The organism is Rhodococcus sp. NPDC019050 (assembly GCF_055664235.1).
Map to the genome: position 1 here is coordinate 50,179 of NZ_JBVOON010000009.1, position 23,382 is coordinate 73,560.

26 protein-coding genes and 1 riboswitch are annotated in these 23,382 nt (G+C 68.2%); of the genes, 17 read left to right on the plus strand and 9 right to left on the minus strand.

The window, feature by feature from the left end:
- Window positions 1-71: 71 nt before the first annotated feature.
- Window positions 72-890, plus strand: a complete 819-nt coding sequence (locus AC0B44_RS11755; protein WP_471903057.1) for a shikimate 5-dehydrogenase — start codon at window positions 72-74, stop codon at window positions 888-890.
- 43 nt (window positions 891-933) lie between these two features.
- Here the strand turns inward: AC0B44_RS11755 and AC0B44_RS11760 are convergent, their stop codons facing one another.
- Together AC0B44_RS11760 and AC0B44_RS11765 are read right to left on the minus strand one after the other, a co-directional pair.
- The gene (locus AC0B44_RS11760) at window positions 934-1,809 is read right to left on the minus strand and encodes a DUF5995 family protein (protein WP_471903058.1); all 876 of its coding nucleotides are present in this window, start codon (window positions 1,807-1,809) and stop codon (window positions 934-936) included.
- Window positions 1,810-1,885: 76 nt separating this feature from the next.
- A complete protein-coding gene (locus AC0B44_RS11765) occupies window positions 1,886-2,725 on the minus strand; it encodes a sulfurtransferase (RefSeq protein ID WP_471903059.1) in 840 nt (279 codons plus the stop codon).
- Between the two features lie 67 nt (window positions 2,726-2,792).
- Between AC0B44_RS11765 and AC0B44_RS11770 the strand changes: the two genes are divergently transcribed.
- Complete coding sequence (locus AC0B44_RS11770; RefSeq protein WP_471903060.1) at window positions 2,793-4,034, plus strand: benzoate/H(+) symporter BenE family transporter; 1,242 nt, start codon at window positions 2,793-2,795, stop codon at window positions 4,032-4,034.
- Window positions 3,994-4,464, plus strand: a complete 471-nt coding sequence (locus tag AC0B44_RS11775; protein ID WP_471903061.1) for an acyl-CoA thioesterase — start codon at window positions 3,994-3,996, stop codon at window positions 4,462-4,464. Before AC0B44_RS11770 ends, AC0B44_RS11775 begins: the two co-directional genes overlap by 41 nt.
- On the opposite strand, the gene AC0B44_RS11780 is transcribed toward AC0B44_RS11775, so the two are convergent.
- Window positions 4,461-4,961, minus strand: a complete 501-nt coding sequence (locus AC0B44_RS11780; protein WP_471903062.1) for an Lrp/AsnC family transcriptional regulator — start codon at window positions 4,959-4,961, stop codon at window positions 4,461-4,463. The two genes, AC0B44_RS11775 and AC0B44_RS11780, sit on opposite strands and share 4 nt — an antisense overlap.
- Window positions 4,962-5,125: 164 nt before the next feature.
- Here AC0B44_RS11780 and pdhA point away from each other — a divergent pair, with 164 nt between their 5' ends.
- The 4 genes from pdhA to AC0B44_RS11800 are packed head-to-tail and all read left to right on the plus strand — an operon-like array spanning window position 5,126 to window position 9,778.
- Complete coding sequence (pdhA, locus tag AC0B44_RS11785) at window positions 5,126-6,226, plus strand: pyruvate dehydrogenase (acetyl-transferring) E1 component subunit alpha (RefSeq protein ID WP_471903063.1); 1,101 nt, start codon at window positions 5,126-5,128, stop codon at window positions 6,224-6,226.
- Window positions 6,223-7,215 carry an alpha-ketoacid dehydrogenase subunit beta gene (locus AC0B44_RS11790; protein WP_471903064.1) on the plus strand — a complete coding sequence of 331 codons (993 nt, stop codon included), beginning with the start codon at window positions 6,223-6,225 and terminating at the stop codon, window positions 7,213-7,215. Before pdhA ends, AC0B44_RS11790 begins: the two co-directional genes overlap by 4 nt.
- 14 nt (window positions 7,216-7,229) lie before the next feature.
- Window positions 7,230-8,546 (plus strand): dihydrolipoamide acetyltransferase family protein, encoded by a 1,317-nt coding sequence (locus AC0B44_RS11795; RefSeq protein ID WP_471903065.1) that lies wholly within the window; start codon window positions 7,230-7,232, stop codon window positions 8,544-8,546.
- A gap of 47 nt (window positions 8,547-8,593) precedes the next feature.
- On the plus strand, window positions 8,594-9,778 hold the full coding sequence (locus tag AC0B44_RS11800; RefSeq protein ID WP_471903066.1) for an MFS transporter: 1,185 nt from the start codon (window positions 8,594-8,596) through the stop codon (window positions 9,776-9,778).
- A gap of 30 nt (window positions 9,779-9,808) precedes the next feature.
- On the opposite strand, the gene AC0B44_RS11805 is transcribed toward AC0B44_RS11800, so the two are convergent.
- The 3 genes from AC0B44_RS11805 to AC0B44_RS11815 are packed head-to-tail and all read right to left on the minus strand — an operon-like array spanning window position 9,809 to window position 12,699.
- Window positions 9,809-11,239 (minus strand): NAD(P)(+) transhydrogenase (Re/Si-specific) subunit beta, encoded by a 1,431-nt coding sequence (locus AC0B44_RS11805; protein ID WP_471903067.1) that lies wholly within the window; start codon window positions 11,237-11,239, stop codon window positions 9,809-9,811.
- A complete protein-coding gene (locus AC0B44_RS11810) occupies window positions 11,236-11,571 on the minus strand; it encodes an NAD(P) transhydrogenase subunit alpha part 2 (protein ID WP_471903068.1) in 336 nt (111 codons plus the stop codon). Before AC0B44_RS11810 ends, AC0B44_RS11805 begins: the two co-directional genes overlap by 4 nt.
- A complete protein-coding gene (locus AC0B44_RS11815; protein WP_471903069.1) occupies window positions 11,572-12,699 on the minus strand; it encodes a Re/Si-specific NAD(P)(+) transhydrogenase subunit alpha in 1,128 nt (375 codons plus the stop codon). It abuts the gene before it with no gap.
- Window positions 12,700-12,948: 249 nt separating this feature from the next.
- Here AC0B44_RS11815 and AC0B44_RS11820 point away from each other — a divergent pair, with 249 nt between their 5' ends.
- From AC0B44_RS11820 to AC0B44_RS11845, 6 genes are all read left to right on the plus strand, one after another.
- The gene (locus AC0B44_RS11820; RefSeq protein WP_471903070.1) at window positions 12,949-13,311 is read left to right on the plus strand and encodes a DUF488 domain-containing protein; all 363 of its coding nucleotides are present in this window, start codon (window positions 12,949-12,951) and stop codon (window positions 13,309-13,311) included.
- Between the two features lie 110 nt (window positions 13,312-13,421).
- Window positions 13,422-14,168: an SIR2 family NAD-dependent protein deacylase gene (locus AC0B44_RS11825; RefSeq protein WP_471903071.1), complete on the plus strand. Its 747-nt coding sequence runs from the start codon at window positions 13,422-13,424 to the stop codon at window positions 14,166-14,168.
- A gap of 9 nt (window positions 14,169-14,177) precedes the next feature.
- Window positions 14,178-14,618, plus strand: coding sequence for an HIT family protein (locus AC0B44_RS11830; protein WP_471903072.1), 441 nt, complete (start codon window positions 14,178-14,180; stop codon window positions 14,616-14,618).
- The gene (locus tag AC0B44_RS11835) at window positions 14,615-15,457 is read left to right on the plus strand and encodes a maleylpyruvate isomerase family mycothiol-dependent enzyme (RefSeq protein WP_471903073.1); all 843 of its coding nucleotides are present in this window, start codon (window positions 14,615-14,617) and stop codon (window positions 15,455-15,457) included. Before AC0B44_RS11830 ends, AC0B44_RS11835 begins: the two co-directional genes overlap by 4 nt.
- Window positions 15,458-15,462: 5 nt before the next feature.
- On the plus strand, window positions 15,463-16,092 hold the full coding sequence (locus AC0B44_RS11840) for a Type 1 glutamine amidotransferase-like domain-containing protein (protein ID WP_471903074.1): 630 nt from the start codon (window positions 15,463-15,465) through the stop codon (window positions 16,090-16,092).
- Between the two features lie 21 nt (window positions 16,093-16,113).
- Window positions 16,114-16,410, plus strand: a complete 297-nt coding sequence (locus AC0B44_RS11845) for a GNAT family N-acetyltransferase (protein ID WP_471903075.1) — start codon at window positions 16,114-16,116, stop codon at window positions 16,408-16,410.
- Window positions 16,411-16,443: 33 nt separating this feature from the next.
- On the opposite strand, the gene AC0B44_RS11850 is transcribed toward AC0B44_RS11845, so the two are convergent.
- Both AC0B44_RS11850 and AC0B44_RS11855 read right to left on the minus strand, forming a co-directional pair.
- Window positions 16,444-17,985: a carboxylesterase/lipase family protein gene (locus AC0B44_RS11850; protein WP_471903076.1), complete on the minus strand. Its 1,542-nt coding sequence runs from the start codon at window positions 17,983-17,985 to the stop codon at window positions 16,444-16,446.
- An 89-nt stretch (window positions 17,986-18,074) separates the two neighbouring features.
- Window positions 18,075-18,440 carry a non-ribosomal peptide synthetase gene (locus AC0B44_RS11855; protein ID WP_471903077.1) on the minus strand — a complete coding sequence of 122 codons (366 nt, stop codon included), beginning with the start codon at window positions 18,438-18,440 and terminating at the stop codon, window positions 18,075-18,077.
- A gap of 84 nt (window positions 18,441-18,524) precedes the next feature.
- Window positions 18,525-18,623, plus strand: a riboswitch (TPP riboswitch).
- Between AC0B44_RS11855 and AC0B44_RS11860 the strand changes: the two genes are divergently transcribed.
- The 4 genes from AC0B44_RS11860 to AC0B44_RS11875 all read left to right on the plus strand — a co-directional run bounded on the left by AC0B44_RS11860 (window position 18,616) and on the right by AC0B44_RS11875 (window position 21,863).
- Entirely contained in the window at window positions 18,616-19,329 is a 714-nt protein-coding gene (locus AC0B44_RS11860) for a TenA family protein (protein WP_471903078.1), read from the plus strand. It overlaps the preceding riboswitch by 8 nt.
- Window positions 19,326-20,339: an ABC transporter substrate-binding protein gene (locus AC0B44_RS11865; RefSeq protein ID WP_471903079.1), complete on the plus strand. Its 1,014-nt coding sequence runs from the start codon at window positions 19,326-19,328 to the stop codon at window positions 20,337-20,339. The genes AC0B44_RS11860 and AC0B44_RS11865 overlap by 4 nt, the downstream gene beginning before the upstream one ends.
- A complete protein-coding gene (locus tag AC0B44_RS11870) occupies window positions 20,320-21,126 on the plus strand; it encodes an ABC transporter permease (RefSeq protein ID WP_471903080.1) in 807 nt (268 codons plus the stop codon). The genes AC0B44_RS11865 and AC0B44_RS11870 overlap by 20 nt, the downstream gene beginning before the upstream one ends.
- Complete coding sequence (locus AC0B44_RS11875) at window positions 21,096-21,863, plus strand: ABC transporter ATP-binding protein (protein WP_471903081.1); 768 nt, start codon at window positions 21,096-21,098, stop codon at window positions 21,861-21,863. The genes AC0B44_RS11870 and AC0B44_RS11875 overlap by 31 nt, the downstream gene beginning before the upstream one ends.
- A 19-nt stretch (window positions 21,864-21,882) precedes the next feature.
- Here the strand turns inward: AC0B44_RS11875 and AC0B44_RS11880 are convergent, their stop codons facing one another.
- Window positions 21,883-23,271: a WS/DGAT/MGAT family O-acyltransferase gene (locus AC0B44_RS11880; protein ID WP_471903082.1), complete on the minus strand. Its 1,389-nt coding sequence runs from the start codon at window positions 23,269-23,271 to the stop codon at window positions 21,883-21,885.
- Window positions 23,272-23,382: the final 111 nt, after the last annotated feature.

Sequence of the window (23,382 nt, forward strand, 5' to 3'; positions counted from 1 at the left end):
TCTCCCAAAATGAGAATGGTATGTTCGGGCGATCCCGGAGCGCCTCCGAACGCCGGGACTACGGTGGAAGGATGCTTGCGCGCATCACCAAGGACACCCGGCTGTGCATCTCCCTGTCGGCTCGACCCAGCAACATCGGCACCAGATTCCACAACTATCTGTACGACGAACTCGGACTCGACTTCGTCTACAAGGCGTTCGCGCCCACGAACATCGAGGACGCGGTCGCGGGGATCCGGGGACTCGGCATTCGCGGCGCAGGGGTGTCGATGCCCTTCAAGGAAGCGGTGCTGCCCCTCGTCGACGTTCTGCACGATTCCGCACGCGCCATCGAATCGGTCAACACGATCGTCAACGACGACGGCGCGCTGCACGCGTACAACACCGATTACCAGGCGGTCACCGATCTGCTCGTAGCTCACGGCGTGGATTCCTCACTGCCGGTGACGATCACCGGAAGCGGCGGTATGGCCAAGGCGGTCACCGCCGCGCTACGGCACAGCGGGTTCACCGAAGGAGTGGTGGTCGCGCGCAACGAACGGACGGGTCGTCCGCTCGCCCGCAAGTACGGGTACGAATGGCACGCGGACGCCGAGGCGGCGCGGCCGGGATTGCTGGTCAACGCGACGCCCGTCGGGATGGCCGGTGGGCCGGACGCCGATCGCCTGCCCGTCCCCGAAGAGGTCGTCGCCGCGGCCGCGGTCGTGTTCGACGTCGTCGCGGTGCCGCCCGAGACGCCGCTGGTGCGATTCGCCCGCGAGCAGGGCATTCCGGTGATCACCGGCGACGAGGTGATCGCGCTTCAGGCAGCACTGCAGTTCGCGCTGTACACGGGAGTCACCCCCACCCCCGATCAGGTGCGCCGCGCGTCCGAATACTCGCGCTCCTGAGCGGGGGCAGGGCGTGCCAGTGCCGTGACGAAGGCGCGGAGGATCAGATCGTGCCCGTGGCTTCGAGGCCGTCGAGAGCCACGTTCGCCGCGCCGAAGGCCGCGTTCATCGCCGACCGGGTCAGCTCGTGCGTGTCCGGGTCCTGGAGGCCGAAGTTGTTGACCCAAGCGGACGTTCGCGCGGACTGGAACATGAGTGTCGTCGTCTCCGTCTCGCCCACCAGGTCACCGACGAACCAACCGGTGAAGAAGTCGTGCAGAGCCGTTCCGTACGTGGCTTCGAACTCGTCGGCGATGACGGGCGCGGCGTCGACCAGTGCGCCGCCGAAGGTGTAGAAGTCGGCCTTGTGGTCGGGGGTGGAGCCGATGGTCACGAGTGCCTCGGGGAAATCGATCACGAGGTGCGCGACGATCGCGCCGACCAGCACGCGCCCCGGACTGCGGTCGCATCGCTCGGTCTCGGCGAACGCCTCGGCCCAGTGCGCCGCGGGGGTTCCGCCGGTGACGTATTCGTGGAAATTGGTCAGGTACAAGCGCACGACCTCGACCGCGAGCGCAGTCGCCCACTCCGGGTCGTCGTAGATACCGGAGTCCAGCGTCGGTCCGGTGAGTTCGAGGATCTCGTCGAAGGCGAGTGCGAAGGTGCCCCGGTAGTCGTCGCTGCGGGAGAGCACCTCCCGCAACTCGGCGATCCGGGCCCGTGCGTCGTCGAACGTCTCGATCCCCGCGGGATCCGTGAGCGCAGCGATATCGGCGACCGGTGTGGCCGACACACATGCCGAGGCAACGGCATCCGTGGGCACGGCGGAAGCAGTGGGCGCCGCCGACGCAGCGGGCGCTGCCGCGACCGTTGCTGCCAGGGCCGCAGCACTCAAGGACAGGGCGACTCTTCTCCGTGTCATTCGTGTGAAATGCGCCATTCTTCCGAATCTACACAGGACACGGAGAAGGGAACGATCGCGGCATCGGCGCGCACAGCGCCGGCGGACCGCCGGATCAGTTCCCCGTCGCCACGGGCCTCCGAGGATCGGCCGACCACTGCGACCACGACCCCGGATACAGCGCCGCGTCGATCCCGACGATCGCGAGCGCGGCGATCTCGTGGGCCGCGTGGATTCCCGAACCGCAGTAGACGGCCACGTCACCGCCGGTCACCCCGAGCCTCTCGAACCGCGCCGCCAACTGGTCCGGCGGGCGGAACGAGCCGTCCTCCCGGAGGTTTTCGGTGGTCGGCGCACTGACCGCTCCGGGAACATGTCCGGCGCGGTGATCGACAGGTTCCTCGTCGCCGCGGAAACGCTCGGACGCACGCGCATCGAGCAGCACCCCGTGCGACGGAAAACGCGCCACCTCGTCGGTGCCCACGGTCGGCAGATGTCCGGCGCTCAACGACACGTTCCCCGGATACGGGTGCTCCCCCGGACCCGCGGCCACATCGTGCCCGCCCGCACTCCACGCCTGTAGCCCGCCGTCGAGCAGGCGCACATCGGTCAGCCCCGCCCAGCGCAGCAACCACCATGCGCGTGCGGCCGCGAGCCCGCCGGACGCGTCGTACGCGACAACCGGGTCGCCATCGGAGATGCCCCACCGTCGCGCCGCCTGTTGCAGGTGCGCGATATCGGGAAGGGGATGGCGGCCGAGTTCGAGCGACGGCGGATCGGCCAGTTCGGAGTCGAGGTCGACGTAGACCGCTCCGGGAATGTGTCCCCGGTAGTAACGCTCGATTCCGTGGGTGTCGCCGAGAGCCCACCTCACATCGAGCAGTACCGGAGGCTTGCCGAGTTCGATCAACTGCGCCAGGTCGGACGCCGAGACGAGCACGTTGGTGTCGGGCATGTTTCGATCCTGGCACGGAACATGATCGGTGCGCATCACCATGCGCGATCCGGCACAATGCCGCTGCGTGACCGAACCGCCGCTGCACGACCCGTCTCCGCCCGAAGGTGCGTCGGCACCGATCTCGCGACCGATTTCCGCGGGAGTGGTGACCGCCCTCGTCGGTTTCACCAGTTCCTTCGCCGTCGTGCTCACGGGCTTGCGCGCGGTGGGTGCCTCGCCCACCGAAGCCGCATCGGGGCTCGTTGCGTTGTGCCTGACCCAGGGTCTGGGCATTCTCTGGCTGTCGCGCCGGTTCCGAACTCCCATCACGCTCGCATGGTCCACTCCCGGCGCGGCGCTGCTCGCCGGTGCAGGCGTGGTGGCCGGGGGATGGCCTGCGGCCGTGGGCGCCTTCGTCGTCGTAGGCGCGGCAATCGTGGCTACGGGTCTGTGGCCCTTCCTGGGACGACTGATCGCATCCATTCCCACATCCCTCGCGCAGGCGATGCTCGCGGGCATCCTCGTCCCGTTGTGCCTGGCCCCGGTCACCGCGCTGGCCGAATCCCCCGCGGTGATCGCGCCGGTGGCACTGGTATGGCTGCTGCTCCAACGCGTGCGACCCCGCTGGGCGGTTCCGGGTGCGTTCGCCGCGGCGGCGGTGGTGATCGTCGTGCATCTCGTCCGTACCGGGACGGCGGTGACGCCGGCCGAACTCGTCCCCCGCATCGAACTGACGGCACCCGCCTGGACGTGGCAGGCGCTGCTGGGGATCGCGCTGCCGCTCTACATCGTGACGATGGCGTCGCAGAACATTCCGGGTACGGCAGTGCTGAACTCGTTCGGCTATCCGACACCCTGGCGTGCGGTGATGACGGTGACCGGCCTCGGCACGCTGGTAGGTGCTCCGGCGGGTGGTCACGCGGTCAACCTGGCCGCCATCAGTGCCGCGCTCGCAGCCGCGCCCGATGCCGACCCCGACCCGCGGCGCCGCTGGGTCGCGGCGTGGTCCGCGGGGTGGTCGTACCTGGTACTCGCGATGTGTTCGGCCGGGTTGGCCGCGCTGGTCGCGCAGGCACCTGCGGGTGTGGTCGAGACGGTTGCCGGCCTCGCTCTGCTGGCGACACTCGGCGGCGCACTCTCCGCCGCCCTGGGCGATCTGCACGGGCGCGAGGCGGCAGTGGTGACCTTCCTCGTCGCGGCATCCGGATTGTCGATATTCGGTGTCGGTTCTGCATTCTGGGCGTTGTTGGTCGGACTTGCCGTCCGGAGAGCACTATCGTCGAAGGGTGAGCAACTGTCAGCCGACGAGACCCGCCGCACAGCCTGATCCGGAACAGTTCCCGGTGCTCTGGCCCATGCAGACACGCTGGGCCGACAACGACCACTACGGCCACGTCAACAACGTCACCTATTACTCGTACTTCGACTCCGCGGTGAACGGTTGGCTCATGGCCACGACCGGGGTCGACATCCGGGAACTCGACGCGATCGGAGTGGTCGCGGAGACCTCGTGCCGCTACCTCTCCGAGCTGTCGTTCCCCGACCGGCTCCAGGTCGGTCTCGCGGTCCACAGGCTCGGCACCAGCTCCGTCACCTACTCGCTCGCCATCTTCCGCGAGGCGGACGGCACGCTTCAGCCCGCGGCGACCGGCCGCTTCGTGCACGTCTACATCGACATACAGACCCGGCAGCCGGTGCCGATTCCCGAACAGATCCGGAAAGCTGTGATGCAGTTGGTCACCTCTCCCGGGACCTAGCCCTCACCCGCCGATCCTCGCAGCTCTCCCTCCCCGGCGGCGCGCCGGAGGAGCGGCCCGGTGCGATGTGGCACCAGTTCGCGCATCACGAGTGACATGTCGGTGCGTTCGACGCCGGGAATCCCGAGGATGCGTTCCGCGAGCCGGTACAGGTCGTCGGCGTCGCGGGCGACGATCTTCACGGACAGGTCGATGGGGCCGGTGACCCCGTACACCTCGGTGACCTCGGGAATCCCGGCAAGCTCGTCGACGACCGCGTCGAGGCGGTGCTGGTCGACGCGGGTGGAGACGTAGGCAGCGAGCGGGTATCCGAGCGCGACGGGATCGACGCGCCGCTCGAACGAGGCGAGCACCCCTTCGGCCTCCCACCGGCTCAGCCGCGCCTGAACCGTGTTCCGGGAGAGGCCGAGCCGCTGCGACAACTCGACACCCGTGGCGCGCGGTGTGCGCGCGAGCTCGAGCAGCAAGCGTGCGTCGGTACCGTCCAAACTGGTCATTCTCCGCAGTCTGCCATTCGGACGGGTCCTTCGACTGTGCTTCCTGCACACTCCGCCGGGCATCGATTGCGCACGCGTCCCGCAGGTGGATGATGTGAGGTACACCACTCACACTCCGGCGCGGCTCACCCGGCTCACCCGGACGACACCCACGAGGTGACCCGATGGTTGTACCCACGACCCACCCTGTCCAGTTGATCCAGCCCGACGGGCAACGCGTCCACAACCCCGCCTACAGCGCGCTGGTCGCCGATATCGGACCTGCCCGGCTCCGCGACCTGTATCGCGACCTGGTGGTCGTCCGTCGCCTCGACACCGAAGCCACCGCATTGCAGCGACAGGGCGAACTCGGGCTCTGGGCGCCGATGACCGGGCAGGAGGCCGCCCAGGTCGGCTCCGCCCGCGCGCTCGACCCCGACGACTACGTTTTCACCAGCTACCGCGAGCACGCCGTCGCATGGTGTCGCGGCGTCGACCCCGCAGATATGACAGCGCTGTGGCGCGGCTGCGCCCACTCGGGTTGGAACCCCGCCGACGTCAACATGACCAACCCCGCGATCGTCGTCGGTGCGCAGGGCCTGCATGCGACCGGCTACGCGATGGGAGCGAAACTCGACGGCGCCGACATCGCCACGATCGTCTATTTCGGTGACGGCGCCACCAGCCAAGGCGACCTGTCGGAGGCCCTCGGGTTCGCGGTCGGGTGGGGTGCCGGCGTCGTGTTCTTCTGCCAGAACAACCACTGGGCGATCAGCGCACCCACCCAGTTGCAGAGCCCGGTTCCGCTCGCCCAGCGCGCCGCCGGATTCGGGATGCCCGCCGTGCAGGTCGACGGCAACGACGTGCTCGCCGTCCTCGCGGTCACCCGTCAGGCCGCCCGGCACGCCCGCGAAGGCTCGGGTCCCTTCTTCGTCGAAGCGCTCACCTACCGGATGGGACCGCACACGACCTCGGACGATCCGGGCCGGTACCGCGCCCCCGCCGATCTCGAGGCATGGAAGGCCCGCGATCCGGTGGACCGGCTGCGGCGCCTGCTCGAACGCGAGAACCTCGTCGATCAGGCGTTCTTCGACCACGTGGACACCGCCGCCGGGGCCGCGGCGATGCGGCTACGCCGCGGCACCATCGAACTTCCCGACCCGGACCCGTTGACGATGTTCGACCACGTCTACGCCACCGACCATGACCTGCTCGCGCAGGAACGCGCCGGATACGCCGGCTATCTCGCGAGCTTCACCGCCACCGACGAGGAGGCTGCGCGATGACCACCACCACGACCACGACCATGGGGCTCGGCGCCGCCCTCAACGCGGGATTGCGCCGCGCGCTCGAACAGGACCGCAAGGTGATCATCATGGGCGAGGACGTCGGCCGCCTCGGCGGCGTCTTCCGGGTCACCGACACCTTGCAGAAGGACTTCGGCGAGGCGCGGGTGATGGACACTCCCCTGGCCGAATCGGGCATCGTGGGAACAGCATTCGGAATGGCGCTGCGCGGCTACCGCCCGGTGTGCGAGATCCAGTTCGACGGCTTCGTCTACCCCGCGTTCGACCAGATCGTCTCGCAGGTCGCGAAGATCCACTATCGCACTGCCGGCGCAGTGACCGCGCCGCTGACCATCCGCATCCCCTACGGCGGCGGAATCGGTGCGGTCGAACATCATTCGGAGTCGCCGGAGGCATACTTCGCCCACACCGCGGGTCTTCGTGTGGTCAGCCCGGGCAGCCCCTCGGACGCGTACTGGATGATCCAGCAAGCCGTCGCACTCGACGACCCCGTGGTCTTCCTCGAACCGAAACACCGGTACTGGGAACGCGGTGAGGTCGACGTGGACGGCGAGCCGGACCTTCCGCTCGACCGCGCGCGCGTCCTCCGCGCGGGAAGCGATGTCACCGTCGTGACGTTCGGCGCGATGGTGCCACCGGCGCTGCAAGCGGCGGACATCGCGGCCACCGAAGGACAGTCCCTCGAGGTGATCGATCTCCGGTCGCTCTCCCCCATCGACTTCGACACCGTCGAGGAATCCGTGCGCCGCACCGGCCGCCTGGTGGTCGTGCAGGAGGCACCCGTGTTCTGCGGTATCGGTGCCGAGGTCGCCGCGCGCATCGCCGAACGATGCTTCTACCAACTCGAAGCGCCCGTGTTGCGCGTCGGCGGGTTCGACATCCCGTATCCGCCCGCCAAGCTCGAATCGCACCACCGGCCGGACCCCGACCGGATCCTCGCCGCAGTGGATCGCGCACTCGCGTCATGACGCAAGGAGAGACGATGTCGCAGGCCGTCGAGGAGTTCCGTCTGCCGGATCTCGGGGAAGGGCTCACCGAGGGTGAGTGGGTGTCGTGGTCCGTCGAGGTCGGCGACCGGCTCGAGCTCAATCAGGTCATCGGCGAGGTGGAGACGGCGAAGGCGACCGTCGAGTTGCCGTCGCCGTTTGCGGGTACCGTCGCCGAACTCCTCGCCGCGCCGGGCGAAACGATCCCGGTGGGCAGCCCGCTGCTCCGGATCGCGGTCGGCGCCGCGGTCCCCGGGGACGCACAGGCCGAAGCCCCCTCTCCCGGCGCAACTTCCGAAGCACGCCCGGCGGTGCTCGTCGGCTACGGCCCGGGTGCCGCGCCGGTGAGCCGGAGGGCCACACGGACCCGCACTCCCGAAATCACTCCGGACGACACCGCGGCAGCACTGCACCGGCCGGACGCCAAACCCGGCGCGCGCCGCGAAGCGGCACTGCGAGGTGTCGATCTCGCCGGGGTGAGCGGCTCCGGTCCCGGCGGTGTGATCACCACCGATGATGTGCGGCGCGCGGCCGGGACCGCCGACAGGGAAGTCGACAGGGAAGTCGACAGGGATGCCGCCGAGAAGACTCGGAACGCCACCGCCTCCACCACGTCGACCACCCGGGTACCGATCCGCGGAGTCCGCAAGCGCACGGCCGATGCGGTGACCCGCAGCGCGTTCACCGCGCCGCACGCGACGGTGTTCCACACCTGCGACGTGACCGGCACCGTCGACCTCGTGAATCGCTTGCGCAGCGAACCGGCATTCGAGGGCCGCCACCTGACGGCGTTGACGATCGTCGCGCGAGCGTTGATCCGCGCCCTCGCCGACGAACCGTCCCTCAATTCGCGCTGGGACGACGACGCCCACGAAATCGTCGTCCACCACGACGTCCACCTCGGGATCGCGGCAGCGACACCGGATGGGCTGAAAGTTCCGGTCGTGCGCGATGCCGCGCGCCTGCCGCTCCCGGACCTCGCGGGGGCCATCGCGGAGGCTGCCGATCGCGCACGCACCGGGCGGGCGTCACCGTCCGAGCTGACCGGTTCCACGGTGTCGGTCACCAACATCGGTGTCTTCGGGATCGAGGCGGGCACGCCGATTCTCAATCCCGGGGAAGCGGCGATCCTCGCGGTCGGTGCCATCACCGACCGGCCGTGGGTGGTAGACGGCGCACTTGCGATCCGGAAGGTCGCGAGCCTGTCGCTCTCGTTCGACCATCGCCTCGTCGACGGGGAACAGGCCGGCCGTGCGCTCGCCGGGATCGGCCGCTTCCTCGGTGACCCCGTGCCCGCGCTCCTCGGCGGCTGACGGGCCGGGTACCAGGGTTTCGCGTCCGGGATCGGTAACGTTCGCTCGTGCCCGATTCTGCGCGGAAGGATGTCCGGCTCGCCCGCGCGCGCATCGCCGTGTTCACGGTCTTCGGCGTCAACGGGTTCCTGCTCGCCCTGTGGGTCGTGCACATCCCGGTGATCCTCGAACGGGTCGGGACCGGCTACGCGACCCTCGGATCGCTGCTCCTGCTCCTCGCGGCGGGAGCACTGTGCGGGATGCAGGTGACGGGACGGCTCGCCGACCGGTTCGGCAGTCACCGCACGACGATCGTGTCGGCGCTGGCGCTGGCTCTCGTGGCAGTCGGGCCGGGACTCGCGACCGCGCCGTGGCAACTCGGCCTGGCGCTCGCGGTCTTCGGACTTGCCAACGGGGCACTCGACGTCTCGATGAACTCGCAAGCGGTGGTCCTCGAACGGCAGTACGGACGACCGATCATGTCGGCCTTCCACGGACTGTTCTCCGCCGGTGGCATCGCGGGGTCGCTGGTCGGTGCCGCCACCCTGGCGCTGGAGGTGAGTCCTCCCGTCACACTCGCGGCCGCCGGAGCGGTGTCGGTGCTCCTGATCGCTGCGTCCGGGCGGTATCTCGTCCACACCTCACCGGCGCCCCGGCCGTCGTCGCCGGCGCGGCGCGGGGGCTATTCGCGGCGGATCGTGTTGCTCGGGGGTGTCGCGTTCGCGCTCATGCTTTGCGAAGGGGTGGCGAACGATTGGAGTGCTCTCCAGGTCCAGGAGCGCCTCGACAGTCCGGCGTCAATAGCCGCACTTGCCTTCGGCGCGTTCTCCGCCACGATGACGCTCGGCAGGTTCGTCGCCGACCGGGTCAGCGCACGCATCGGCGGCGCCGGCGTGATCAGGTACGGAACGCTCCTGGCGGCCGTCGGCATGGGCACCGTGATGGCGTCACCGGTGCTGCCCCTGACTCTCGCCGGATGGGCACTGTTCGGTCTGGGCCTCTCGGGTGCCGTCCCGCAGTTGTTCACCGCGGCGGGCAATCTCGAATCCGGGTCGCCCGGCGCCGACATGTCCCGCGTCGTCGGTCTCGGGTATCTGGGGTTCCTGGCGGGTCCGGCCTGCATCGGTTGGCTGTCCGAGGCCACCTCGCTGACCACCGCGATGGCGGTCCCGCTCGTCTGCGTGCTCGCAGCGGCGTTGCTCGCGCCGGTGCTCACGAAACCGGCACCGACGACACCGGCGCCCACGCGATAATTCGCGTGGGCGCCGGGAGGGAGCGAGAGGTCAGAGAGCCTTCAGCTCTTCGGTGACCTCGGCGACCATCTTCTTCGCGTCGCCGAACAACATCGAGGTGTTGTCCGCCGTGAACAGCGGGTTGTCGATGCCCGCGTAACCGGAACTCATCGACCGCTTGAGCACGATGACCGACTTCGACTGGTCCACGTTGAGGATCGGCATCCCGTAGATCGGGCTGGACGAGTCGTGGCGCGCAGCGGGGTTGGTGACGTCGTTCGCGCCGATGACGATGGTGACGTCGGTGCGGTTGAACTCACCGTTGATGTCGTCCATCTCCTTGAGCGCGTCGTAGGACACCTCGGCCTCGGCGAGCAGGACGTTCATGTGCCCGGGCATCCGGCCCGCGACCGGGTGGATCGCGTACTTGACCTCGACACCACGCTCTTCGAGAAGGGATGCCATCTCCTTGACCGCGTGCTGAGCCTGCGCGACGGCGAGACCGTAACCGGGCACCACGATGACCTGGTTGGCGTAGGCCATCTGGATCGCCGCGTCGGACGAGGACGTGGACTTGACGGTGCCGCCGGTCGCGCCGACGACGCCGGCCGTTCCGCCGTCCCCGCCGAACGAACCGAACACGATCGCGGGGATCGACCGGTTCATGGCCTTGGCCATGAGGTTGGTCAGGATCGTGCCGGATGCGCCGACGATCATGCCCGCGACGATCATCGCGGTGTTGTTCAGCGCGAGACCCGCTGCCGCGGCGGACAGACCGGTCAGAGCGTTGAGCAGCGAGATGACGACCGGCATGTCGGCGCCGCCGATGGGCAGTACGACGAACAGACCCATCAGGCCCGCGACGATGAGCAGTCCGAGGATCCAGATGCCGGCGGTCGGGTCGTTGGCGGGATCGGCGTTGATCCCGATGTAGACGGCGATCGCGAGCGACGCAACCGCGAGCAGCACGTTGGCGATCTGGAACAGCTTCGCGGCGCCGACAAGCTTCTTCTCGACGTTCTTGTTCAGCAGTTCCTGAAGTTTGACGTAGGCGACGATCGAACCCCAGAAGGAGATCGAGCCGACGATCGCGGCGAAGAGCGAACCGATGACGATGTGCACGGTGGGCGAACCGTCGATCTGGGTGAATCCGTCGGTGTCGAGGAACTCCGCCCAGGCGATGAGGGCAACGGTGCCGCCACCGACGCCGTTGAACATGGCGACCAACTGCGGCATCGCAGTCATCTTGGTGCGCAACGCGGGCGGGACACCCAGCACGACACCGACGACCAGGCCGGCGACGATGATGATCCAGTTGCCGGTGTCGCGGATGTCGATGAGGGTTGCGACGACGGCGAGCAGCATGCCGACGGCGGCGATGTAGTTGCCGCGCACCGCGGTCTTCGGGCCGGTCAGACCCATCAGACCGTAGATGAACATGCCGAACGCGACGATGTAGAGGATGGAGACGAGGTAGCTCATCGGGCGTCGGCTCCCTTGGTCGCGGCAGCCTTGCCGGAGTCCTTCTTGGGCTTGAACATTGCGAGCATGCGGTCGGTCACGACGAAGCCGCCGACGACGTTGAGCGTGCCGAACACGAGCGCCACGAACAAGATGACCTTGATGCTCCACGGCGCCTCGGCCGGGAGGTGGCCGAGCACCACGAGGGCGCCGAGCACGACGATGCCGTGAATGGCATTGGTGCCCGACATCAACGGGGTGTGCAGCGTGTTGGGAACTTTGGAAATCACTGCGAAACCGACGAACCCGGACAGAACCAGGATCGCGATGTTCGCCAACAGTTCGTTGTACATCTAGGGGGTCTCCTTCGAGCGGGTCACGCACGCCTCGGCGAGAATCTCGTCCGAGAAGTCCGGGGCGGGCGTGCCGTTCCCGTCGAGCATGAGTTCGAGCAATGCGGCGACGTTCTTCGAGTACAGCTCCGATGCGTGCTCGGGCATCGTCGCGGGAAGATTCAGCGGCGAGCAGATGGTCACCCCGTGCTTGACCACGGTCTGACCGGGTTCGGTGAGCTCGCAGTTGCCGCCGGTCTCGCCGGCGAGGTCGACGATGACCGAACCGGGACGCATCCCTTCCACGGCCGCGGCGGTCACCAGGCGCGGAGCGGGGCGGCCGGGCACCAGTGCGGTGGTGATGACGACGTCGAAGCCCTTGATGGCATCTTCGAGTGCCTGCTGCTGCTGCGCGCGCTCGTCGTCGCTGAGTTCACGGGCGTAGCCACCCTCACCGGCAGCGTCGATACCGAGGTCGAGCCACTGGGAACCGACGGAACGCACCTGATCTGCGACCTCGGGACGGACGTCGTAGCCGGTGGTGCGGCCCCCGAGTCGCTTGGCGGTCGCGAGTGCCTGGAGGCCTGCCACACCCACACCGAGCACCAGCACCGTGGCGGGCTTGACCGTGCCGGCCGCGGTGGTGAGCATCGGGAAGAAGCGGGTGGATTCGTTGGCGGCGACCAGCACGGCCTTGTATCCGGCGACATTGGCCTGCGACGACAGCGCGTCCATCACCTGCGCACGGGAGATGCGCGGGATGGCCTCGACGGCGTACGCCTCGACACCGGCAGCAGCGAGCGCACCGATCTGGTTGTCGGCGTTGCGCGGCGCGAGGAAACCGATGAGCCGGCGTCCCGAGCCGAGCCGGGCGATCTCCGCGTCGGTGGGTGGTGCGACCTTGACGACCACGTCGGACGACCAGGCGTCGCCGATCTGAGCGCCCGCTTCCTTGTAAGCGGCGTCGGGTATGAGGGCGCCGAGACCCGCACCGGCTTCGACGATCACGTCGAGGCCCTTGGCGATCAGCGACGGCACGATCTTCGGAACAAGCGCGACACGCCGCTCACCGCCGTGGGTTTCACGAACCACGCCGACGGTCGGACGGCGGTGCGCTCCGCTCCCCGTATTCGATCCTTCGGTACTCAATTTCTCTGACTCCTGCGTCGATGAAGTGCGCGGCGCCGCGATCGGCGGCGAGATGTGCGTGCGATCGGGCCATGTGACGGCCTGCACTCGTGGTGACTCTATGCAGGCCTACCGGGACGGCACGCGACCTGCAACTTGCACGAATCGTCTGAATCGAGTCCGAACAGCAAGATGATGCAAGAATGTGTCACACCTCACTTCACAAGCTTGCCGCAATTACTGTGAGCGCGAGAAGCGAAAGGAAACGCCATGCCACACCGCACGGTCACCGTGGAGCGGGTTTACGACCACCCGGGCGACGAGGTGCCGTTCCGGGTCCTCGTGGACCGCCTCTGGCCGCGAGGCCTCCGGCGGGACGCCTTCCACTACGACGAATGGGCCCAGAACCTCGCGCCGTCGACCGATCTCCGCAAGTGGTATTCACACGACACGTCCCTGTTCACCGAGTTCCGCGAGCGCTACCGCGAAGAACTGGCGTCGCCCGCGGCGAGCGACGCCATCGCCCGTCTCGACGAGCGGGCGGACGGGCGGGCGCTCGTGCTTCTCACCGCCACGCGGGACGTCGAACACAGCGGCGCCCGGGTGCTCGCCGATTATCTGAGGGAACACTGACGCATCCGAGGGAACACTGAGGTATCTGGAGGAACACTGAGGTATCTGGAGGAACACTGACGGAAAGAAGAACGGCCCGGCGGCCGGGGCACTCTTCTACTCTTTGCTCCATGAATGTTCCCGCCGCGGTTCTCGACCTCACCCGAGGCGCACGCCGCGTAGCGGTGCTCACGGGCGCCGGAATGTCCGCCGAGAGCGGCGTGCCCACCTTCCGCGACGCGCAGACGGGTTTGTGGGAGAACTTCGACGCTGCCACCCTCGCAACCCCCGAGGCCTGGAACGCAGATCCGGACGCGGTGTGGGCGTGGTACCAGTGGCGGGTCGCGCTCGTACGCCGCGTCGCTCCCAACGCCGGGCATCACGCGCTCGCCGAATGGGGACGCACCGCAAAGGTCGCGATCGTGACCCAGAACGTCGACGACCTGCACGAGCGCGCCGGCAGCACCGTTCTCGCACACCTCCACGGCAGCCTCTTCGATCCGCGGTGCAGCAGTTGCGAGCTCCCGATGGACCTCCCCGAGCCGCCGAGCGAACCCGTGGCTCGCCTCGCGCCCCCGACGTGCGCGTCATGCGGCGGCGCCGGACGGCCCGGTGTCGTGTGGTTCGGCGAGATGCTGCCCCGTCAACCCTGGGACGCTGCGGTCGCAGCGTTGCGCGTCGCGGACGTCCTGCTGGTCGTCGGTACGTCCGGGGTCGTGTATCCGGCGGCGGAGCTGCCCGAACTGGCGGCCCGCTACGGCGTCCCGGTGGTCGAGATCAACCCCCAGGACACCGAGTTGTCCTCTCGGGTCGAGGCGGTGTGGCGGACCACCGCAGCAAAGGGGCTTCCGGGTCTGGTGGGGCAGCGGGGACGTTAGAGTGACGCGATGAGTTCCTGTGTGTTCTGCGACATAGTGGCCGGTTCCGCACCGGCCGCGCGGGTTTACGAGGACGACGACGTGGTCGCGTTCCTCGACGCCCGCCCGGTTGCGCGGGGACACCTGCTCGTCGTACCGCGTGAGCACGTCTCCCGGCTCGAGCACCTCGACCCCGAACTCGGTGCGTCGATGTTCCGCGCCGGACATCGTCTCGCGCGTGCACTCAGCCGCTCGGATCTCACCACCGACGGCACCAACCTGGTACTCAACGACGGCCGGGCTGCGTTCCAGGCCGTTTTCCATACGCACCTGCACGTACTTCCCCGCAAGAAGGGTGACCTTATTCGACTCGGCCTCGGCCTGGTCCGCCGGCGAGCCCAGAATCCGGACGCCACCGCGGCGGCAATTCGCGCAGGACTCGACCGTCTCGCCTCCGAGGAGAACTCATGACGTCACCACCGGGCAGCACCGCAATCGACTTTCCCGTCGACACCATCCGGCCTCTCCTGCTCGAGGAGTTCGCGGTGATCGACTCGCTCCTGGCCGCTCTGGACAGCGACGGATGGTTCACGCCCACCAATCTTCCGGGCTGGACGGTCAAGGACATCGTCGCTCACCTGATCGGCACCGAGTCGATGCTGGCCGGGATCGAGGCGCCGCACGTGAACATCGACGTGCACGCGCTCGCCCACGTGCGCAACGAGATCGGTGCTTTCAACGAACACTGGGTCGAGTCGCTGCGTGGAACGCCCGGTTCCGAGGTGCTCGCGCAGTATCGGCGGATAGTCGCTCATCGCACCGAGCAACTGTCGGCGATGACGCAGGCGGATTTCGAGGCGCCCGCGGACACGCCGGTGGGCCGGGCGACCTACGGACGCTTCATGCGCATCCGCATCTTCGATTGCTGGCTCCACGAACTCGACATCCGGGATGCGATCGGCGCGCCCGGCGACGAAGGTGGTCGGCGCGGCGAACTGGGTTCCGCCGAAATCTTCGGTGCGGTGCCGTTCGTGTTCGGCAAACTCGGTAAGGCACCCGATGGAGCGCGCATCACCCTCGAACTGAGCGGCCCGCTCGCCCGCACCGTCCACGTGGAGGTGGACGGGCGCGCCGCAGCGGTACCCGAGTTGTCCGGCCCCGCCACGACGACGATCGCGATGGACTCGAGTCTGTTCGTGCGACTGGCGGGTGGGCGGGTGCGCGCAGTCGACCGACTCGACGAGATCACGCTCGGCGGCGATACCGCCGTCGGGCGACGCCTCGTCGAGAACCTCGCCTTCACCATCTGATCCCCGTGCGACTGTTCCTCTCGTCGTACCGGCTCGGGTCCGACCCGTCGAAGTTCCTGCGCGTCGTCGGCCCTCCGGGCCGCATCGCCGTGATCGCCAACGCGGCCGACGCGTGGCCGCCGGCCGCCCGCCGCTCCGCGGTCACGAGCGAGATGGAACCGCTTCGCTCCCGGGGATTCGTGCCCGAGGAGACCGATCTGCGCGATCACCTCGACGACCCCGACTCCCTGCGCACCCGGCTGCGCGAGTTCGCGTCGGTGTGGGTGCGCGGAGGGAACACGTTCGTGTTGCGCGCACAGTTCGCGCGGAGCGGCGCAGACGCGGTGCTCACCGATCTCGTCGGCAGCAACGAACTGGCGTACGCCGGCTACAGCGCCGGTGCCTGTGTGGTGACCCCGTCGCTGCGGGGGATCGAGTTCTCCGACGATCCGGAGGAGGTGCGCACCACATGCGGAACGGAGGTCGTCTGGGATGGTCTGGGATGGATCGATCACGCCATCGTTCCGCACGCCGGCGCGTCCGCACTGACCGACGACGGCATCGAGAAAAGCCTGCGGTACATGCGCGACAACGCAATTCCCTTCGTCGCATTGACGGACGACGACGCGCTCGTCGTGGAAACCGACCCGCGGTGACTCCGGCGGTACGGTGAGAACATGACACAGCACACCGAGTCCGGCAGCACCGACACCCGTGTCGAGCATCTGCCCGAGCAGTCCCGCTTCGCGCTGTACCTGGGCGACACCCTCGCCGCGTACGCCGACTATTCGCAGCGTGGCGACCTGCGCGACTTCGACCACACCGTCACCGACCCGAACTTCCGGGGCCGGGGGCTCGCCGCAGACATCGTGCGGTTCGCCCTCGACGAGACCCGCAAGGAAGGCCTGAAGATCGGGACGTCGTGCTCGTACGTCGAGAAGTTCGTCGCGGAGCACCCCGAATATCGCAACTGACCGTCCGGGCGCCGCACCCGGACGGTCCGGTGGTCAGTTGAAGCCCATCACCTGACTGCCCCATGCCTGCCGCAACGCACCGTCCGGGTCGGCCACGACGGAGTCCTGCACGTCGAGCAGCAGCGTCAGCCTGTGCTCCGGCTCGTAGGGCGGCCAGTGCGCGGATCCGTCCAGCGCCGCCGGCACACCGTGGTGCGCGAACGCCAGCCACCGCCGCCGGATACGTCCCGCCACCTCCGACGCCGCCTTCCTGCCGCCCAACCAGAACGTGGGGTCCCGCCCGAGCGTTCCGAAATTACCGAACACATACGGCAATTCGGTGGCGTGGCCCGCACCGATCCGCGCTGCGCGCAGGATCGGAGTTGCATGGTCGAAGCGATACACCCATGTCGGAGAGTGCACGCTGTGCGCCTCGGCAACCCAGACCACCGGCATCCGGAAGCCCGCGTCACCCGAGAGTGCGAGCGCACCACTGGTTTTCGTGAGGTCCGGGTATGCCGCGACGATCTCAGCGAGCCGGTCCGGTTCGAGGTCGGGTCGGTCTTCGGCGAGCGCTTTGAACATTGCCTGAATGGCGGTGTCGTTGACGGGCATCAGCGGCGACTTCATGAACCTGAAGATCGACGGTTCGTCCTTGTTGGAGCCGATGATGAGCGGAATGCGGTGCGACAGACCCTTCTGGAACGCGGCGACCGGATACTTCGGCACCAGATCGCGGTCGACGACGGGCGTCATCGCCAATGTGCCGGGCACCTTCGTCGGCACTTCGCCGACGAGGATTTCCGACGCCTCGACGAGCGTGTCGGCAGGCATCGTGAGCAACTCTCCGACGCGGGATCGGGGTAGTTCGAGGATCTCGAGGAACCGCTCGGCCACCATGGCGGCGCGTTCGCGCCCGTAGACGGAGGTAGCGGGCGGCGATTGCGCAATGGCCTTGTGGAAGAGGCCTTCCGCGCGAGGAACCGTCATGAGGGTGGTGACGGAACCGCCTCCGGAGGATTCCCCGAACAACGTGACGTCGCCGGGATCGCCGCCGAAGTCGGCGATACAGTCCCGCACCCACTCGAGTGCTGCGATCTGGTCGCGCAGACCGACATTGCTCTCGAACGTCGTCTCATCCGTCGAGAACGACGACAGGTCGAGAAAGCCGAGCGGCCCGAGGCGATAGTTGAGGGTGACCACCACGACGTCGCCGGTCTCGCACAGCACGCGGCCGTCGTAGATCTTCTGTCCCGAGTAGCCCATCACGTAGGCGCCGCCGTGGATCCACACCATCACGGGCCGCGCGGTGCCGTCCGGTTCGGGCGCCCACACGTTGAGCGAGAGGCAGTCCTCCCCCATCGTCATACCCGGTTCGATGCGGATGGGGCTCTGCCGGCTCTGCGGAGCAATCGGCCCGTACCTGTCGCACTCGAGCACACCCTTCCAGGGGCGGGGCGGTTCGGGCGAGCGGAACCGCCCGGCTCCTCCGGTGGGAGCAGCGTAGGGGATGCCCTTCCACGAGAAGACCGAGCCGTCGCGGTAGCCGCGGACCTGCCCGTACTTGCAGCCGACGGTGAGGGTTGCAGTGTCCACATGACCTCCCGGTGAACCGATCAGTCGCCAACGTACCAACCATCAGGACGTGGGCAGACCGACTCGGACGAGACCGGATCGGCGGGAGATCAGGACGCGGACGCCTGAGGGCAACACCACCGGTGCTCGACGAGCGAGCGGATCAACTCGTCGAGAGCACCGCGGAGTTCTCCGGTCTGCGTCTCGGACAGCTCGGGCAGGACCGTGGCCAGCGCGATGGGGACGAGCGATGCGGGACCGAGCAGCACGCCCATCGCCGCATCGAGGGCCACGACCTCACGATGCAGTTCGGCGTAGGTGACCACCACGGGCCCTCGCGTCAGCGCCACCCCGTCCGGTTCGCACTGCACCGCATCGGCGAGCATTCGAGGGAGTTCTTCCATTGCAGGCCAAGTGGTTTCGAGCTGGTACACATCCCCGCCTTCGTCGAACGGTCGTTCCGGTCCCACTAACATACAGACAGTTTGGTCCGAATTGAGTGGAATGCCGATGAGCAGGCAGGGGGCTCCGGGACGCCCACCGGTAGTGCTATCGTCGCGGAGACCGACACGGGGTGCTCCGCGAAATTGCGGGGCTGAGAACACACCCGTCGAACCTGATCAGGTAATTCTGACGAAGGGATGTTTCGGCATGACCCTGCCTGCGTGCAGTACCTCGGCTACCACCCGTTTCACCGACACCTTGTGGGAACGAACCCGCACCCTCCGCGCCGCCATCGACGACCTCGAGTTCCTGCGCCGGCTGGGAGACGGCACCCTTCCGCTCGGCGCATTCCGCGTCTACATCGAACAGGACACGCTGTACCTCGCCGGATACTCGAAGGCGCTGGCGCTGCTGTCCGCCAAATCGCCCGACCCCGGCACCGGTGCGTTCTGGGCGACCAGCGCAGCCACCGCGGCCGCCGAGGAAGCCGTTCTCCACCGCAATCTGCTCACCGGCGGGGTGCTGCCCCCGGCGACCGGTCCCGTCGCACACTCCCCCGCCTGCCTGGGTTACGTGTCGTACCTGACCGCGACCGTCGCCACCGAGCCGTATCCGGTCGGCGCCGCAGCGGTCCTGCCCTGTTTCTGGATCTACGCCGAGGTGGCCCGAGACCTCGCGGAGCGGGCCGCGGACGTGCTCTCCTCCGATCCCGCGCACCCGTACGCGCAGTGGGTGTCCGCATACGACGACGAGGCCTTCCGGGCGTCGGTTGCGACGGCACGCGAACTCGTGGACGCCGCTGGGGCAACGGCCACCGACACCGACCGCGCGGCGATGATCGAGGCATTCACCATCGCCACCCGCTACGAACTGATGTTCTGGGCCGACGCGCTCGTCACCCGGCCGTGGCCGGTCGCATGAGGATCGGGCACCGCATCGCGATACTGCTCGTCGCACTTGCCGCGGTCGCCACCGTTCCCGCGTGTGCGAACGACTCCGCCTCGGGCGACACCATCCGGTTCGCCCTCGACTGGACACCCAACACCAACCACACCGGGCTCTACGTGGCGATCCGGGAAGGACTGTTCGAGCAGGCCGGTCTCGACGTACAGATCCTGCCGTACAACAACACCACACCGGACCTCCTGGTCGACTCCGGCAATGCCGAGTTCGGCATCTCGACGCACTCGCAGGCGACCTTCTCCCGCGCCGCAGGGTCGGACACCGTCACCGTCCTGGCGCCCCTCCAGCACCGCGCCACCGCCATCGGGGTGCGGGCGGACCGGGCCGACCTCCGATCCCCCCGGGATCTCGACGGTCGCACCTACGCGGGCTTCGGCGACCCCGGCGACAACGAGACCCTGCGCCAGGTCATCCGCAACGACGGCGGCACAGGCGATTTCGAATCGGTCGTGCTCGGCACCTCCGCCTACGAGGCCGTGTACTCCGGTACCGCCGACTTCACCGTCTCCTACGTCGCGTGGGAGGGTCTCGAGGCCGAACACCGCGGACTCCCCATGCGATATTTCGCGCCGACGGACTACGGATTTCCCGATGCCTACTCGATCGTCGTCGACGGCAACGCGACCTGGCTCGCGGACCATCCCGACCGCGCCCGGGCGTTCGTCGGGGCCATGCAGCAGGGCTACCGGATCGCGGCAGACGATCCTCGGCGCGGCGCCCAGGCCCTGATCGATGCCAACCCCGGCGTCTTCACCGACGAAGAACTCGTGTTCGAAAGCCAGCAGATGCTGTCCACCGACTACATGCGCGACGAGAACGGCGCGGTCTGCACCCTCGATCTCGAGCGGTGGTCCGGGTATTCGAGATTCCTGTTCGAGGCGGGACTGCTCGCCGGACCGGACGGCGCGACGCTCACCGAGGAACCGGACTGGTCGGAGTACTTCACCGATGCGTACCTCGTTCCCTGAGAAGCAGGGCCACACAGCGGTGTCCCGTCGTCTGCGCGCGCTGCTGCCTGCCGTCGGGGTCGCGGTGCTCCTCGTCGGCGCGTGGGAGTGGTACGTGCGGGCGAGCGGTATCCGTCCGCAGGTCCTCCCGGCCCCGAGTCGTGTTCTCGCGCAGGGGTGGGATCATCGCGCCGATCTCGCGGGTCATGCCGCCACGACCCTGCAGGTCACGCTCGCCGGGTTCGCGGTGTCCCTCGTCGTCTCGTGGATCCTGGCGGTCACCGTGGACTTCTCACCGACTCTGCGGCGCGCGTTCGTGCCGCTGTTCGTGGTCTCCCAGACCCTCCCGATCATCGCGATCGCGCCGCTGATGATCATCTGGTTCGGATTCGGACTGCTTCCCAAGATCCTCGTCGTCGCGCTCGCCACGTTCTTCCCGATGACGATCGGATTGATCGAGGGTTTCGCGGCGGCCGACCGCGAGGCGGGGGCACTGCTGCGGAGCATGGGTGCCGGTCGCCGGCAGGAGTTCCGCTACGTGCGCCTGCCTTCCGCGCTTCCCCGGTTCTTCACGTCGCTGCGCATCGGCATCACGTACGCCGTAGTCGGAGCGGTGTTCGCCGAATATGTCGGCGCCACCTCGGGTCTGGGGATCTACATGGCGACCCAGAAGAACTCGTTCCGCACCGATCTGGTGCTCGCCGCGGTCGCGGTCACCGCCGCCGTCTCCCTGCTGCTGTACGTACTGACGTATGCCGCCGAAAGGGTGGTCGCACCATGGGCACTGTCCCCGGAGCCCCGGTCGTGAGCGCGGTGTCGGTGACGGGACTGCACCGATCGTTCGGCGGCAACACCGTCCTCGACGGGATCGACTTCGAGGTCGCTGCAGGAGAATTCGTGTCCGTGATCGGGCCCAGCGGGTCGGGCAAATCCACCCTGTTCGGGTTGATCGCCGGACTCGACACTCCCGACGCCGGTGCCGTCACCGTCGGCGGAGCGCCCGCAGCACCCGGCCGGGCGGCGTTGATGCCGCAGAAGGATCTCCTGTTTCCGTGGCGCACCGTGCTCGACAACTGCTCTCTCGGTCTCGAAGTCCAGGGCACACCGAGACGGCAGGCCCGCGAGCGCGCACGCCGGTTGTTTCCCGCCTTCGGCCTCTCCGGGTTCGAGCAGGCGCGACCGGCCCAGTTGTCGGGCGGGATGCGGCAACGCGCAGCACTGGCCCGCACCGTGCTGCAAGGACGCGACGTGCTGCTTCTCGACGAACCGTTCGGTGCTCTCGACTCGCTCACCCGCACCGACATGCAACTCTGGCTCCAGGACGTGCGGATGCGCGATCGATGGACGGTACTGATGATCACCCACGACGTCCGCGAAGCCGTCCTGCTCTCCGACCGGGTACTCGTTCTCTCAGCCCGGCCGGCAACGATCCGTCACGAGGTGCGAGTCCCGCTTCCGCGCCCCCGGTCCCTCCGGACACTCACCGAGCCCGCGTTCGTCGACGTGGAGCGCGAACTGGTGTCGGTGCTGCACGAACATCGCTGAGACCGGACGGGGAGCGGCCTCACTCCGGGACGAGCGCGTGCTCGAGATCGGTGAGCGACTGCTCGAGGTGCCCGAGCAGGTGCTGCAGGCTCGGGAGTGTGCGCCGGCAACCGACGATTCCGACGTCGAGCGAGCCGGCGGTGGTGGTGACCGTGATGTTCAGCGCCTGCCCGTCGAGCACGACCGACGTCGGGTACACCCCGTCCAAACGGGAACCCTTCCAGTACAAGGGCTCTCGCGGTCCCGGCACGTTCGAGATGATGAGGTTGAACGGGGGCGGCGCCACCCTCACGAATCCCGGTACGGGTGCGAGGCCGAGCGGAGCCACGTTGGCCGCCGACCACACCAGCGCCTCGATCGGCGTCAGCCCCTTGAACAGAGCCTTTCCTTCGCCCATCGACGCACGGATCACCCGGAGTCGTTCGGCCGGGTCGGGGGAATCGGTGCCGAGGTTGCAGAGCGTCACCCCGACCGAGTTGCCACCCGCATCCATCTGATCGGCAGCCCGCAGGGAGACCGGCACCATCGCCACGAGAGGGCCCTCGGGCAGCGCGTCGAGTTCGAGCAGAAACGCACGGAGAGCGCCCGAACACATCGCCAGTACGACGTCGTTGAAACTCGCGTCCGCGGCGTCGTGCACACGGGCGATGCGGTCGAGAGGCCACGACTGCGACGCGAACCGCCGCGCACCGCCGATCGGGACGTTGAAGATCGATCGAGGTGCCTCGAACGGGAGTGCCACGCTGCGCTGCCCCAGGACCGTCCGGGCCACCCGCCACACCCCCGCAGCGGCCTCGACGGCGTCTCCGGCCAACCCTCGGGCCGACGCGAGAACGGCGGCCGGGAGGGGCGCCAGACCGTTGCCCGGCGCGTCGGGCACACGGGCCGGCCGCCGGGTGCGCTCCGGCAGGTTCCACGGGACACGTGCCTCGTCGGAGTCCGGATCGGGGTCCAGGGTGCGATGCAGGAGACGAAGTCCCGTCACACCGTCCATCAACGAATGGTGCAGTTTCGTATACACCGCGAACCGTCCGCCTTCGACACCTTCGACGAGGTACATCTCCCACAGCGGACGGTGACGGTCGAGGAGCGTGCCGTGCAACCGGGAGACCAGCGCGAACAGGTCGGTCGACCGCCCGGACGCCGGGAGCGCCGAGTGCCGTACGTGGTATTCGAGGTCCACCTCGTCGTCGACGGACCACCAGAGGTAGCCCAGGCTGGACACCGGGTCCCCGGGCCGCTTGCGGAACACCTCGTCGACCACCTCGGTCTCGAGGAACTGCGTGTACAGGTCGGACACGTAATCCGGCCCCGCGCCCTCCGGTGGGGTGAACACTTCGAGCGATCCCACGTGCATCGGATGCTCTCGGGATTCGGCGAGCAAGAAGATCGAATCTGTCACGGGCATGATCCCCACCGGCTGGGCCCCCATCATCGCAACCTTTTGGTAACGCGTATCACACCGCATCGTACGTCCGGCGTACCCTCGAAATTCGGGGGTTCGCACGTTTCGATCCGG